This is a genomic window from Candidatus Pelagibacter sp. IMCC9063 (assembly GCF_000195085.1).
Lineage (GTDB): Bacteria > Pseudomonadota > Alphaproteobacteria > Pelagibacterales > Pelagibacteraceae > IMCC9063.
Genome location: NC_015380.1, coordinates 1,213,832 through 1,227,844, shown reverse-complemented (window position 1 = coordinate 1,227,844; position 14,013 = coordinate 1,213,832). Strand labels below are relative to the sequence as shown.

Here is a 14,013-nt window from a genome sequence, read left to right as displayed (position 1 = left end):
CTCCTATGCTTTCTCTAACCAGTTGATATCATTGTAACCTCTATTGAGGTAACCACCCTTATCAGCAGAAGCTCCTTCATAACCAAACTTAGGCCAGACTTCTTGATTATTATACAAACCCGTTACTAGGTCACCTCGCAATTTTGAAAACAAAGGTGAAGAAGTATTAGCTTTTAAAATATTTACTCGCTCAAGTTCTCGGTTAATATTTTTATAATCTCTTCCATATTTTGATTTAGAAGCAGCATTAATTTTTTTCAATTCAGATTGAATCATTTTTTTTAATCCTGCATCTTTTTTGGCTGCAGTATTGTAGCCTTCAATGACCTTTGCATAATATTTATCTGCCAGGTGATCATGTGGAAATATATCCCTTGCCATTTGAACAAGAGTTGCTCCATTATCTCCGCCTATGTTGTTAAATGTTGCCGCCCATGCAGAACTTTTTCCTAACACTAAATTTCCAACAATGCTAAGCCCAAGTGCTGTGGCTGCTCCTCCTTTTAAAAAAGAACGTCTAGATACAGATTTTTTATCCAAGATTCTCATAACTCTCCCCCTTTATTATGTTATTTGATCAAACAAAACATAACTTGAAATTAAAAAAAATAAAAGAAAAAAAAATAAATTAAAAAAAATTAAAAAAATTAAAAATTCATTTAAAAAAATTAATATAAAAAAAAGATTTATAATTCGCCCATTAGTAGAACTTAAGAATGATTCTTAAATAGTACCTAATTCTTTGGCAATTTTAGCGGTATCCTCTGCACCCATAATTTCGATCCAGTAACCATCCGGATCTTTAATAAAAGCAAGTGGCTTCATAGATCCATCATCTGCTTTTTTTACAAATTCAACTCCATGTTTTTCAAAACGATTACATGCAGCATGTACATCAGGAACTGAAAAAGCTATGTGACCAAAGCCTTTTGGGTCTGTATTCCCATCATGAAATTTAACAGAATCATCATTTTCGGCCCCCCAATTGTGAGTTAGTTCAAGTAAACCTTTTTCTCTAAAGGTCCACACGGTTCTTTCGAAGCTATCTGTTGGAATTTCTTTAATTTCTTTGTCATTATATTTTCCTAAAAAATAAAGAGAAAATTTCATAGAAGGAAAATCAAGTTTTTTTACAAGTCTCATGCCCATAATTTTTGAATAAAAATCTAAAGATCTTTTAGGATCTTTAATTCTAAGCATCAGGTGGTTAAAAACATAACCATCCGTCTCTTTGTCGATAGAATTTGCTAGCCCTTCTGCTTTTTCTGCGTGAGTCATAGAATGTACATAATCTATTTTAAAAAGAGTACTTTCGTCAAGTTTTTATTTAACTTGTCTTCTTTAAAAAAGAAAAGAGTTAGCTTTGTAAAAAAAAAACTATTGTTTACCTGCACTGCTTGCAACGTAAAATGACACAATATCAATTTCAGTTTTATTCAACATTCCTAATTTTCCAAATGCTGGCATTATTCCCTTTCCATTAGTAACAGAGAGGAGGACTTTTTTTATATCTGGTTTTAGCTCATCTAGGTTTGGTCCGACCTGTCCTAGAGAATCGGCTGCTTTTAAAACATGGCAGCTTGCGCACATTCCTTTACCTGTAAAAATTTCTTTACCCGCATTCATTTTAGCAGCATCAGCAAAAGACGATGATGCAAAGATGATATTTAAAATCAGTACAAATATTATTTTTTTCATTATTAAACTAATTAACCAAAATTTAAATTAACAGTCAATTTCATATCTTTAAAGAATTTCAATCCAGTAGCCGTCAGGATCTTTTATAAAAGCAATACTTTTCATAGAGCCGTCGCTTGGTTTTTTTTGAAAGGTAACGCCCAGTTGTTCAAATCGTTCACAAGCTTTTGCCACATCCGGAACTTTAAAAGCAATATGCCCAAAGCCACGTGGTTCCTGATTTCCATCATGGTATGTAAAGTTAGAATCATTCTCAGTCCCCCAATTATGAGTTAATTCCAAAATAGATTTTTGCGATAGCGCCCAGCCTCTCATGTCATCATTATTTTGCGGAATAGTTTTTATCTCCTCTTTATTGAAGGTTCCTAAAAAATATAAAGAAAATTTACCTCCGGGAAAATCATTTTTACGTACCAATCTCATTCCCATCACTCTAGTATAAAAATCTAAAGATTTTTTTGGATCCTTTACTCGCAGCATAGTATGGTTAAGTACAAACTCTCTCGTTTCCTGGTCTGGTGTTAGACAATTACCCTCAATATCTTTAAAATTAGTCATTAGCTTTTTTAATACGATCAAATATTTTAGTCAAATTAAGATCAATTGAACTAAAAATTTTTTCTTGTTTTAATCGTTTAAGAAGTTCTTCGTTAATTCCTTTTTTGGTTTGATAGTCGGTAACTAGCTCTTTAGTTTTATTTTTAGATAAAAGCATAGAGTGAGAAAGACCAAACATTAAGCTTGCAACAAGATCTTTTGCTTTAGCAGAAGATACCTTTCTTTTTACTAACCAATTTTCTAGAGTATTGCAGTATTCAAAATAAGTCGCCATCGTGGAGGTCATGGTCCATAAATGATTATTCTCTTTTTCGTTATTAGCAACAATCGCTATACCTAGATGATTAAAAAAATTAGTTACTTTTTTATTCTTAGGAAATAATACGATTGGACCGAGCTTGCTTGCAATCGTGGGCAAAGGAGCTGCTTTGATAATACTTGTTGCAGGTCGAAGTGTTTTTTTTAAATAAGTCATATTCAGAGTAGAAACAAAGCTAACAACTGTCTGATTTTTTTTAAAGGTGAGTTCTTTTAATATTTTTTTAGCAACACCTGGAACTACTGCAATAAAGACCCAAGATGATCTTTTAATAATTTCCTGATTGTCTTTTACGACTTTTACTTTTTAAATTTTTTAGATAAAGCCAAAGAATTCTTCTTATTACGCTCAGAAATTAGAATTTGCTTAAGTTTAATGTTTGATCTAAACAATCCCTGTATAACGGATGTAGTTATTTTACCGGTACCTATAAATCCTATGTTCATTATTGTAATTTTTAACCAAAAACCAAAGAATGTCTATTTATAAAATCCCAGGACCTTTGTTAATTGCAATGGGAGGATTGTTTTTAAGCTCTGGAGGAACTATTTTTCGATCTTTTGAAATGGCGGATCCGTGGGCTATCTATTTTTGGAGATCTGTTTTTTTTACACCAGCCGTATTACTTTTTATTTTTGCAACAGAAAAATCTGAATTTGTTAATAAATTTAGAAACTTAGGAATAATTGGAATTGTTTGCGCAGCTCTTTATGCTTCTGGAAGTGCTGCTTTTATGTTTGCTCTAAAGCATACCACTGTTGCTAATGTTGTCTTTATTATCAGTATTCAAAGTTTTTTTCTTGCCATCATGGGCTATTTTTTTTTAAAAGAAAAAATTAATTTTTCTACTTTAGTTGCTATTATTTTGGCAGCAGCGGGTTTGTATGTCATGATTGGTACTAATATTTCAGGGGGAACAGCTCTTGGAAATACGTATGCCTTTATCATACCAATTGCTTTTACTGCGGTAGTTATTCTTATTAGAAAATTTAATCATATTGATATGGTTCCTGCTGTTGGCTTGTCAGGTGTATTTGCTTTAACAGCCGGATTTTTATTAAGCGACACCATTGCGATTACTCCCCACGATCTTCTATTAGTCTTTTTTTTTGGAGCTTTGCAGTATGCGCCAGGATTTATTTGTTTAACTCTTGGGTCTAGAAAAACTCCTGCAGCAAAAGTGGGTATTTTTGCATTCACCGAAGCCATTGCCGGTCCTGTTTGGGCCTATTTATTTATTAACGAAGTTCCACCATTGGGAGTTTTAATAGGAGGAAGTATGATTTTTTTAGCCATTCTTCTCAAAAGTTTTAAATCATAAAACTTAGTTTTTTTATTTTGGCAAATCAGTATAGGATATGTTTATGGGTAAAGTTTTAAGAAATATTCAGTTAACAGGTGCTGTATTGATCATGATTGCAACAGTTGTTGCTTTTGGGGTTGAGATCAAAGAAATGGTTGTAACTAAAGAGATTAATCTTGCTGATATATTGCTTTTATTTATCTATTTAGAAGTTCTGGGAATGGTGACAAGTTACTGGGGTGCTCAAAAAATTCGTTTAACATATCCTCTTTTTATTGCCATCACAGCCATTGCTCGTTTAATTATCTTGCAAAAAAAAGACTTAGAGGCTGTTTCTTTAATCTATGAATCCGGTGCCATCTTGATTATGGCTATAGCTATTCTAATTTTACGACTTAGAAGAAGTAAAATGATCAAGGTTGAACTAGATAAAAACGATCTTTAATTTCTTTTGAATTTTTAACATAATGAGCTCGTCTAAAGGATTTTTGTCATTAGGAAACCAGCTTTTTCCCAAAGAACATATTAAAGATTATAAAAAGCACCATTTTTTTATGGCAGAGGATTACGGCCTTTGCACTTATGAAAAGCATCATAAACAAAAAATTTTACTTTTTTTATCTGCCATGCGTTCTTATGCAGAGGAATTATCTGCCGCTAAGTACCAAGTTACTTATTACGATTGTAATCACCCTTTATTTAAAAAAAGCTATGAAACCAAACTATTAGAATTTATTAAAAAAAATTCTATTAAAGAAATGGTTAGCTTTGAAGTAGAAGATAAGTTTTTAGAACAGAGATTACATTCTTTTTTTTTAAAAAATAAAGTTTCGTACCAAACCATTAAATCACCTATGTTTGTTACAACTAGAAAAGATTTCACAGATTATTTACAAAGCAATAAGAAGCCGTTCATGGCAACTTTTTATAAATTGCAAAGAACAAAAATGAATGTGCTCATCCAAGATAAAAATAAACCAGTAGGGGGTAAGTGGTCATTTGACGAAGAAAATAGAAAAAAATTACCCAAAGTTATAACCATACCTAAAGTTCAATCTTTTAAGATGTCTGAGCATACAAAAAAATTAAAACCTTTCATTGAGAAAAATTTTTCTTCACACCCTGGTATCTTAGATTCTTTTAATCATCCCACTACCAGAAAAGATGCCATTAAATTATATCTTAATTTTTTAAAAGAGAAATTTGCACTATTTGGCGATTATGAAGATTCGATGACTGTAAAGTCACACACTGTATTTCACAGCATGTTAAGTCCGATTATTAATTTAGGGCTAATTACTCCTGCCACCCTGATTAGGGAAACTTTAGATTTTGCCAAAGCAAATAAAATTCCATTAAACTCATTGGAGGGATATGTCAGGCAAATAATTGGCTGGAGAGAATTTATGAGAGGAATTTATCAAAATTACGAAAAGCGTTTGTTAAATACTAATTTTTTTAATCATCAAAGAAAATTAAGCAAGAGTTGGTATGATGGAACTACGGGCATTGTTCCTTTGGATCATGCTATTAAAAACTGTTTGCAGTTTGGATATACTCATCACATAGAACGATTGATGGTTGTTTGTAATTTAATGAATTTATCAGGAATACAACCCGTGCAAGTATACAAATGGTTTATGGAAATGTATGTGGATTCTTCTGACTGGGTCATGGCACCCAATGTTATGGGTATGGGGCTATTTAGTGATGGAGGTATCTTTGCAACCAAGCCTTATATTTGCGGATCTAGCTATATTTTAAAAATGAGCGACTATCCTAAAGGAGAGTGGTGTGAGGTGATGGATGGGTTGTATTGGAAGTTTATTCAAGACCACAAGGATTTCTTTTTAAAAAACTACAGATTAGCCATGATGGCAAAACTTTTAGAAAAAATGGATAGCGTAAGAAAAAAAAGAATATTTTCTAAAGCAGATGAGTTTATTCATCAAAATACTAATTAAACTAAAGTTTAACGTAAAATTACATTTACTTCCTAGATAAGAATCGTTATCAATTAACTTGACAATGATAATCATTATCAATATTAAAATATTAAATCAATAAAACAGGAAAAAAAATGAAAAAAATAATATTTACAGGACTTTTTGTTCTTTCAACAATTTGCTCCTCTTTTGCTGCTGAGGTTAATTTATTTACCTCTAGGCACTATAGTTCAGATGTGGAGTTGTATAAAAAATTTACCAACAAAACAGGTATCAAGGTTAATGTGATCAAAGCAAAGTACAAAGTCTTAGAAAAAAGACTTTTGTCAGAAGGAAAATCCTCAAAAGCTGATGTTGTAATTACGGTTGATGCAGGTGCGCTAGGTTCTGCTACAAAAAAAGGAATTTTTCAAAAAATCAAATCAGAGACTTTAAATTCTAAAATTCCATCTAATTTTAGATCAGCTCATTGGTACGGAATCGCCAAAAGAGCAAGATTAATTTATTTTAATCCAGAAACTTTTTCGCCTGAAGTTGCCAAAAATTTAAATTATGAAGATTTGGCTAATCCAATGTTCAAGAAAAGAGTGGTGATTAGAAAATCAAGCAATGTTTATAACCAATCTTTAGTTTCTTCTTTAGTTGCTAATAACGGGGTTTCAAAAACTTCAAAATGGGCAAAGGGCTTGGTATCTAATATGGCTCGTAAACCAAAAGGAAATGATAGAGCGCAAATTCTGGCTGTCGCAGCAGGTGAGGCTGATTTAGCTGTAGCTAATTCATACTACATTGCTTTGATGCTATCAGGAAAAAAAGGTCCTGAGCAACAAGCTGCTGCCAAAAAAGTTCGTCCTGTGTTTCCTAACCAATCTAACAGGGGAACTCATATGAATATTAGTGGAGGTGGAGTTGCCAAGTATGCACCTAACAAAGAAAATGCAATTAAATTTTTAGAATTTTTATTAACAAAAGAGGCACAAGAACACATTGTTAATAATTCTTTTGAATATCCAATGATTGCAGGAGTAGAACCGAATAAATTAATCGCTCAGTTTGGTACATCTTTTAAACAAGATAACAAAACTAAAGTGACGACTTATTATAGCAACCAAAAGAAAGCCTTAACGTTAATGAAAAAAGCTGGTTGGTAATAATTAAGTTAATTTATATGGAGGCTTGTTCTAAATATTTTTTCTCCCCCGAGAAACTGTTATTTGACAAGTCTCCAAAAAATTAAGATAAAAATGAAAAAAATACTAAACCTAATTTATTTATGTATCGACAGTTTTGCTAATTGGATTCATTTCAAAGTATACAAAAGCAAAAGAAGAACATGTCAGTGTTCAATCAGTAGCTCAAAAAATGAATTTAATAAGATCAAAAACGTTAAAAATTCAATTATTTCTACTGAGTATGAAAAAAAGTTTTAATTACAACGGTCATTCTTTTTTATATTTCTGTAACAACTCTACAAATATTAAAATCAAACCATTAACATATACGGATCTTTTATATTTAAATAAAAATAAAGAAGAATTGATTAATTTTATTCTAAACTATTTGGAAAAAGAAGATAAAGTACAAAAAAATGCAAAAAATATTCTCAGCTTTGAAAAATATAAATTTATGGTTAATTAGTTCAATCTGTATTTCGTTATTAGTAGCTATCCCAATTTTTGTAATATTTTCAAGTTTTTTTGGTGAAACGTCTAGTTATTTGGCTCTTTTGAGTGAAACTTTTTTATTCAAGTATATTTTTAATACCATTATTTTATTAGTTGGCGTTTTGTTTTTAACATTTGTTTTTGGAGTTGGTATTGCCTATTTCGTTTCCTTTTACACTTTTCCAGGTTCACAATTTTTTACTTGGGCAGTAATTTTATCTTTTGCAGTGCCCGGGTATATTTATGCATATTCCTTAACAGCTTTTTTTGAGAATTATGGAACTCTTTTTTCCTTGCTCACTTTTTTTTTTGGAGAGGCAAATTACAATATTTATATTCCAAGAATTGATAGTCTGTTAGGAAGCATTTTCTCAATTTCTTTTTCTCTATTTGTCTATGTATATTTATTAACAAGAGCTCTTTTTGGATACCAGTCTCAAAATATGATTGATGCTGGAAGAAATATGGGCTTTAGCTCATACAATATTTTTAAAAAAATTATTTTACCTTCAGCCAAGCCAGGAATAGTCGCTGGATTATCTCTTGTTGCTATGGAATGTATCTCTGATTTTGGAACAGTGGAGTTTTTTAATGTTGAAACTCTTACTACTGCTATTTATGATAGTTGGATTACATTTGAAGATTTAAATACAGCTAATATACTTTCTTTTTATTTGCTTATTTTTATTCTAATATTTTTTTCTCTGGAAAGACTTTCAAGAAGCAAATCTAGATTTAATATTCCCTCAAAAGGCTTTTCTAAGATTGAAAAAACTAAACTCGTTGGAAAAAAAGCATTTTTTGTTTTTATTTTTTGTTTCCTAATTTTCTTTCTTTCTTTTATATTTCCTCTTTTGCAAATGATTTATTGGTTAATTAAATTTCCCAATTCTTTTGACCTAGGAATGTTTTTTAGCCTCTCATATAATTCAATAACCGTTATTATAATTACCTGTTCGGTTTTAATATTTCTTTCTTTTATTGTAAATTATGGAATTCGCGTAACTGATAACAAATATCTAAAAGCCCTAACCAACTTCTCAATATCAGGATATGCAATACCCGGTATTATTCTTTCAGTTACAATTTTAACATTCTCTTCTTATGCAGATCAGTTTTTATCAGAATATTTTTTTATTCTTGGTTTTAAAACACTTATTATAGGAACTATTTTCGGCTTGATTGTTGCTTACTTTATAAGATTTTTTTCACTGGCAGTTAATGGAATAAGAAGTGGTTATGAAAAATTAAATCACTCTTTAGACGATGCTAGTTATTTAATGGGGTATTCAAAAATTGGAACTTTTGCAAAAGTGCATATTCCTTTCCTAAAAAATAACTTAATTTTAATTTGTATGTTGCTATCAATTGATCTTATTAAAGAATTGCCAATTACCTTAATTTTAAGACCCTATAATTTTGAAACATTTGCTACCCAAGCCTATAATTTTGCCTCTCAAGACATGTTGGAATACACAGCTTTACCTAGCTTGTTCTTAATACTTTTTGCCAGTTTTTTTATCTTGATTTCAAAAAAACACATTTTAAAGGGTTTCTAAATTTAATTTGTGTTATTGATTGACATTGATAATCACTCTCAATACTTAAAGCACTGTAATGAAAAATTATTTAGATATTAATAATGTAGATTTTTTTGCTGGCGACAGTCTGGTTTTGGAGAATATTTCCCTCTCAATTCCTAAAAAGGGCGACTGTATTTGTTTATTGGGTCCTTCTGGCATTGGAAAAACAACTGTTCTTAGAGCTATTGCTGGATTGATTAAAATACCAAGCGGCTCCATCATTTTAAAAGAGAAGATTTTAAATAATAACAATATTTTTGTTGAGCCCGAAGAAAGAAATGTTTCTTTAAGTTTTCAAGAAAATGCACTTTTTCCTCACTTCACAGTAGAGGAGAATATAAAATTTGGAATTCAAAGATCCTTGTTTTGCTCAAAAAATAAGAACGGACCATTGAAATTTAGTATGGAAGAATTATTGGATTTATTTTTTATAAGCAATTTAAAGAAAAAATATCCACATGAGATTAGTGCCGGCCAAGCCCAAAGAGTGTGTGTTGTAAGATCAATTATTCACAATCCAGATCTTTTACTTCTGGATGAACCTTTTGCAAATTTGGACCAAAATTTAACAGAAAAAGTGCAAATCAATTTAAAGGAAATTCTAAAAGAAGCAGGGATGACTTCTATAATAGTTACACACGATAAGTATGAAGCTTTTTATCTTGCTGATTATTGTGGAATCTTACTTGATAAAAAAATGGTCCAGTTTGATAAACCATATAACATACATCATAAGCCAAATTCCAAAGAAGTAGTTGATTTTTTTAATAGGGGTGTTTTAATTTCTGCAAAAGTTATAGGAAAAAATAAGCTTTTCAATGAAGAGCTTGGAGAGATTCAGGGAGAGTTTTCAAAAGATTATCCTCTTAACGAGCAGGTTGAGCTTCTAATACAGCCAGAAGACCTAATCCATGATGACGAAAGTGATTTAAAACTTGAGGTTGTGGATAAAAAATTTAGGGGTACAAATTTTGTTTATACCTTAAAAACAGGTTCAAATAATTTATTACCAGTTTTCGTACATTCCCATCACGAACATCTACATCAAGAAAATGAAAAGTTTGGTATCAAAAAACCAATTTTTATTGATCATCTGGTCTGCTTCTAATTATCGCTATTAAAAAAAAACAAATTGTAATATTTGTATAGAAGTTTTAAAATTTAATAAATTTTTTTAAAGGAGTCAAAATAATATGAGTAATGAAATCGTAAAGTCTAATTCCGCAGGAAAATGTCCAATCATGCACGGAGGAATTACTAAAGCAGGTGAATCAAATACTTCTAGACTTTGGCCGAATAGTATCAATCTAGATATTTTACATCAGCACGATACAAAAACTAATCCTCTTCCAGAATTAAATTACAGAAAAGAAGTTAAGAAATTAAATTTTAAAACTTTAAAAAAAGATTTACTTAAATTAATGACTGACAGTCAGGAGTGGTGGCCGGCAGATTTAGGAAATTACAACGGCTTAATGGTTAGGCTAACTTGGCACCAAGTTGGAACTTATAGAGAATTTGATGGAAGGCCCAATGTAGGATCGCATAGATTTTCTCCACAAGACTCTTGGCCTGATAATACCAATTTAGATAAAGCAAGACGTCTTCTTTGGCCTATTAAAAAAAAATATGGAAATAAATTAAGCTGGTCAGATTTAATGTGCTTAGCTGGCACGATGGCTTATGAGCAGGCTGGGTTTAAAACTTTTGGTTTTTCATTCGGTAGAGAAGATATTTGGGAACCAGAAAAAGATGTATACTGGGGTTCAGAAACTGAACCGTTGGCTGTGAATAGATATAGTGATCCAGAAGATCGTTCTTCATTAGAAGCTCCACTGGCAGCATCTCACTTTCAATTAGTTTATGTTAATCCTCAAGGAGTTGAAGGTAAGCCAGATCCAGTAAGAACTGCAATGGATGTCCGTGAAACTTTTGGTCGTATGGGAATGAATGATGTAGAGACAGCCGCGCTTACGGTAGGAGGTCATTCAATCGGAAGAGCCCATGGTAATGGGGACCCTTCTAATTTAGGTCCAGAACCAGCAGCTGCAGAAATTCATGAGCAAGGATTTGGGTGGAACCAAAAAAATGGTACTGGTGCGAACCAAGTAACGTCAGGACTCGAAGGTGCTTGGACAACCAACCCTGACAAATGGGATCATCAGTATTTAGATCTTTTATTAAATTATCAGTGGGAAAGTAAAAAAAGTCCTGCAGGAGCATGGCAATGGGAGCCAATCGATCTTGAAGATGAAAAAAAACCTGTTGATCTAGCTGACCCTACAAAAAAGGCTAGGCTAATGTTTACAGACGCCGACATGGCAATGGCAATGGATCCTGAATATAGAAAAATTTCTGAAAAATTTTATAAAGATCCAAAGTTTTTTGAGGATTCTTTTGCACGAGCTTGGTTTAAATTAACCCATAGAACAATGGGAAATAAGCAAAACTATATTGGTCCATGGGCTCCAAAAGAAGATTTGCTTTGGCAAGGAAATGTTTCTACTACGAAAAAGAAATACAGTGTAGAAAAAGTTAAGAAAATGATAGCAGGTAGCAGTCTAAGTGCAAGTGACCTAATTACTACGGCTTGGGATAGTGCAAGAACTTACCGAAGAACAGATAAAAGAGGTGGAGCTAATGGCGCAAGAATTCGTCTAACACCAATGAAAAATTGGAAAGGTAACGAACCAAAAAAACTTTCCAAAGTTTTAAAAGTTCTTGAAAAAATTGCTAAAAAAACAGGATCAAGTGTTGCTGATACAATTATTCTTGGTGGTAATGTTGGTCTGGAAAAAGCTATTAAAAAAGCGGGGTCCAAAACTAAAGTTCCATTCAGACCTGGAAGAGGCGATTCTACTCAAGAACAAACCGAAGAAAAAAGTTTTAAATGGCTTGAACCCTACCATGATGGTTTTAGGAATTTCGTAAAAGCAGACTATTCTGTAATGCCAGAGGAATTGTTATTAGAGCGAGCATCTTTAATGGGATTAACAGCAAAAGAAATGACTTGTCTTGTAGGAGGTATGCGAGTTTTAGGAACAAATCATGCCTCAGCAAAAAATAAAGGTGTGCTAACAAATAAAATAGGCACTTTGACAAATGATTTTTTTGTTAACTTAGTTGATATGAAATATTCATGGAATCCAACTGGCAAAAACTCTTACGACATCATTGATCGTAAAACAAAAAAAATTAAATACACTGCATCAAGAGCTGATTTGGTACTTGGTTCTAATTCAATACTTAGATCCTATGCAGAAGTATATGCTCAAGATGATAATAAAGAAAAATTTGTAAAAGACTTTGTTGCAGTTTGGACAAAGGTCATGAATGCAGACCTACCAAAACTTAACTAATTATTTTTATAGTAAGTGCCATGTTCGTTATTGAATTTGGCACTTCTAGCTTAAGACACTTATGAAAAAGTGCTTATTATCCTTTGTTTTTTTTCTTTTCTTTTCAAGTTCATCATTTTCAGAAGTTAAACTTACTAAATTATTAGACCAACTAAATTCACCATGGTCCCTAACTATAGTTGAAGAGCAGACTTATCTTATTACAGAAAAGTCTGGAAATTTAGTTTTGTTTGACAAAGCCAACAATACTAGAAAAAACATTAAACATAATTTAAATATTTTAGAAGATGGTCAAGGAGGTCTCCTCGATGTTTTGTATTATCAGGGGTATGTTTATGTTTCTTATTCAGAGGATAGAGGATCTGGAGCATCAAGCACTTCAGCTGCTAAAGCAAAATTTAATAAAGAAAAATTAAACTTTATAAATATTTTTCAAGCTAATCCTCCCATTAATAGCGGCTATCATTTTGGTTCTAGATTAGTGATTAAAGGTGAGCATCTTTATATATCCGCAGGAGAGCGTGGAGGAGATAGTATTGCTCAAGATTCCAGTAAGCATCCTGGTAGTATTATTCGTGTTTATTTAGATGGAACCATTCCAAAAGATAATCCCAAATTTAAAGGAAAGCCAAATTGGTTACCTGAGATTTATCAAATTGGAATTAGAAATGTTCAAGGAATGGCTTTATCTCCTATAGATAATGAGGTTTACATGACCAATCATGGAGCTAGAGGAGGGGATTGGTTTGGCAAAGTGAATTTTGCAGGTAATTATGGTTGGGACACTTTATATTGGGGAGGCACTAAATACTCTGGACTTGCAGGAGGACCCAAATGGTTACCAGGCTTTGATAAACCAATCACATACTACGTTCCTTCAATTGCTACATCTGCTTGTTTAATTTACAAAGGTAAAGAATTTCCAGAATGGAATGGTCATGCTTTAGTTGCATCCTTAAAGGAACAATCTCTGCGCAAACTAGAATTTAATAAAAATGAGCTTCTTAACCAAACTATAATTTTAAAGAAAAAAATTGGAAGAATTAGAGATATAAAAATAGACTTAAGTGGAAAAGTCTTAATGTTAACAGACCAGGGTTTCTTATGGTCTTTAAGTAAAAAATAAAAAAAAATTTATAATTTGAATTAATTTAAAATAAACTCTTTACTTTTAAATATGTTATGTTATAACATAACTAATGAATAATACTGAAATAGTCTTTAATATTATAAAAAAATCAAATCAACCTCTAACAGCTTATGCAATCTTGGAATTGTTTAAAAAAAAGAAAATAGTTCAGCCAATGACTGTGTATAGGGCTTTGAATGAATTGATGGATAAAGGTGAGATACACAAATCTAATCAAAATAAAACTTTTTTATTATGCAATCATTCTCACGCAATAGAACATAATCCATCTATAGCTATTTGTAAAAAATGTGGTGATACTGAAGAGCTAGAATCTAGTTTATTCAATAATTTTCTTAAAAAATATAATATTAAAAAATTTGATTTTAAAAAATTTCAAGTCGAAGTCTCAACAATCTGTTCAAACTGTAACTAAAAAAAGGAAAAAGGAAAA

The 14,013-nt window shown here is 31.6% G+C and carries 16 protein-coding genes; 10 read left to right on the top strand and 6 right to left on the bottom strand.

What is annotated here, in order from left to right; all coding sequences use genetic code 11:
- Positions 1 to 3: 3 nt before the first annotated feature.
- From SAR11G3_RS06555 to SAR11G3_RS07205, 6 genes are all read right to left on the bottom strand, one after another.
- On the bottom strand, positions 4 to 549 hold the full coding sequence (locus tag SAR11G3_RS06555) for a twin-arginine translocation signal domain-containing protein (RefSeq protein WP_013696025.1): 546 nt from the start codon (positions 547 to 549) through the stop codon (positions 4 to 6).
- Between the two features lie 174 nt (positions 550 to 723).
- On the bottom strand, positions 724 to 1,278 hold the full coding sequence (gene gloA / locus SAR11G3_RS06550; protein WP_013696024.1) for a lactoylglutathione lyase: 555 nt from the start codon (positions 1,276 to 1,278) through the stop codon (positions 724 to 726).
- Positions 1,279 to 1,377: 99 nt separating this feature from the next.
- A complete protein-coding gene (locus tag SAR11G3_RS06545; protein WP_013696023.1) occupies positions 1,378 to 1,698 on the bottom strand; it encodes a c-type cytochrome in 321 nt (106 codons plus the stop codon).
- 48 nt (positions 1,699 to 1,746) lie between these two features.
- Entirely contained in the window at positions 1,747 to 2,256 is a 510-nt protein-coding gene (gene gloA / locus SAR11G3_RS06540) for a lactoylglutathione lyase (RefSeq protein ID WP_013696022.1), read from the bottom strand.
- A complete protein-coding gene (locus SAR11G3_RS07045) occupies positions 2,249 to 2,731 on the bottom strand; it encodes a pyrroline-5-carboxylate reductase dimerization domain-containing protein (RefSeq protein WP_013696021.1) in 483 nt (160 codons plus the stop codon). Before SAR11G3_RS07045 ends, gloA (SAR11G3_RS06540) begins: the two co-directional genes overlap by 8 nt.
- A gap of 143 nt (positions 2,732 to 2,874) precedes the next feature.
- Positions 2,875 to 3,021: an NAD(P)-binding domain-containing protein gene (locus SAR11G3_RS07205; protein WP_013696020.1), complete on the bottom strand. Its 147-nt coding sequence runs from the start codon at positions 3,019 to 3,021 to the stop codon at positions 2,875 to 2,877.
- Positions 3,022 to 3,050: 29 nt separating this feature from the next.
- Here SAR11G3_RS07205 and SAR11G3_RS06530 point away from each other — a divergent pair, with 29 nt between their 5' ends.
- The 10 genes from SAR11G3_RS06530 (at position 3,051) to SAR11G3_RS06485 (ending at position 13,995) form a co-directional block, all read left to right on the top strand.
- Positions 3,051 to 3,896 (top strand): DMT family transporter, encoded by an 846-nt coding sequence (locus SAR11G3_RS06530; protein ID WP_013696019.1) that lies wholly within the window; start codon positions 3,051 to 3,053, stop codon positions 3,894 to 3,896.
- A 43-nt stretch (positions 3,897 to 3,939) separates the two neighbouring features.
- Positions 3,940 to 4,323, top strand: coding sequence for a phosphate-starvation-inducible PsiE family protein (locus SAR11G3_RS06525; RefSeq protein WP_013696018.1), 384 nt, complete (start codon positions 3,940 to 3,942; stop codon positions 4,321 to 4,323).
- Between the two features lie 22 nt (positions 4,324 to 4,345).
- The gene (locus SAR11G3_RS06520) at positions 4,346 to 5,842 is read left to right on the top strand and encodes a cryptochrome/photolyase family protein (protein ID WP_041862416.1); all 1,497 of its coding nucleotides are present in this window, start codon (positions 4,346 to 4,348) and stop codon (positions 5,840 to 5,842) included.
- 116 nt (positions 5,843 to 5,958) lie between these two features.
- The gene (locus tag SAR11G3_RS06515) at positions 5,959 to 6,975 is read left to right on the top strand and encodes a Fe(3+) ABC transporter substrate-binding protein (RefSeq protein WP_013696016.1); all 1,017 of its coding nucleotides are present in this window, start codon (positions 5,959 to 5,961) and stop codon (positions 6,973 to 6,975) included.
- 136 nt (positions 6,976 to 7,111) lie between these two features.
- Positions 7,112 to 7,462 (top strand): hypothetical protein, encoded by a 351-nt coding sequence (locus SAR11G3_RS07295; protein ID WP_041862415.1) that lies wholly within the window; start codon positions 7,112 to 7,114, stop codon positions 7,460 to 7,462.
- Entirely contained in the window at positions 7,413 to 9,047 is a 1,635-nt protein-coding gene (locus SAR11G3_RS06505; RefSeq protein ID WP_013696013.1) for an ABC transporter permease, read from the top strand. The genes SAR11G3_RS07295 and SAR11G3_RS06505 overlap by 50 nt, the downstream gene beginning before the upstream one ends.
- A gap of 58 nt (positions 9,048 to 9,105) precedes the next feature.
- A complete protein-coding gene (locus SAR11G3_RS06500; protein ID WP_013696012.1) occupies positions 9,106 to 10,179 on the top strand; it encodes an ABC transporter ATP-binding protein in 1,074 nt (357 codons plus the stop codon).
- Between the two features lie 85 nt (positions 10,180 to 10,264).
- Entirely contained in the window at positions 10,265 to 12,430 is a 2,166-nt protein-coding gene (gene katG / locus SAR11G3_RS06495) for a catalase/peroxidase HPI (protein WP_013696011.1), read from the top strand.
- 61 nt (positions 12,431 to 12,491) lie between these two features.
- Positions 12,492 to 13,556 (top strand): PQQ-dependent sugar dehydrogenase, encoded by a 1,065-nt coding sequence (locus SAR11G3_RS06490; protein ID WP_013696010.1) that lies wholly within the window; start codon positions 12,492 to 12,494, stop codon positions 13,554 to 13,556.
- Between the two features lie 73 nt (positions 13,557 to 13,629).
- On the top strand, positions 13,630 to 13,995 hold the full coding sequence (locus tag SAR11G3_RS06485) for a Fur family transcriptional regulator (protein ID WP_013696009.1): 366 nt from the start codon (positions 13,630 to 13,632) through the stop codon (positions 13,993 to 13,995).
- Positions 13,996 to 14,013: the final 18 nt, after the last annotated feature.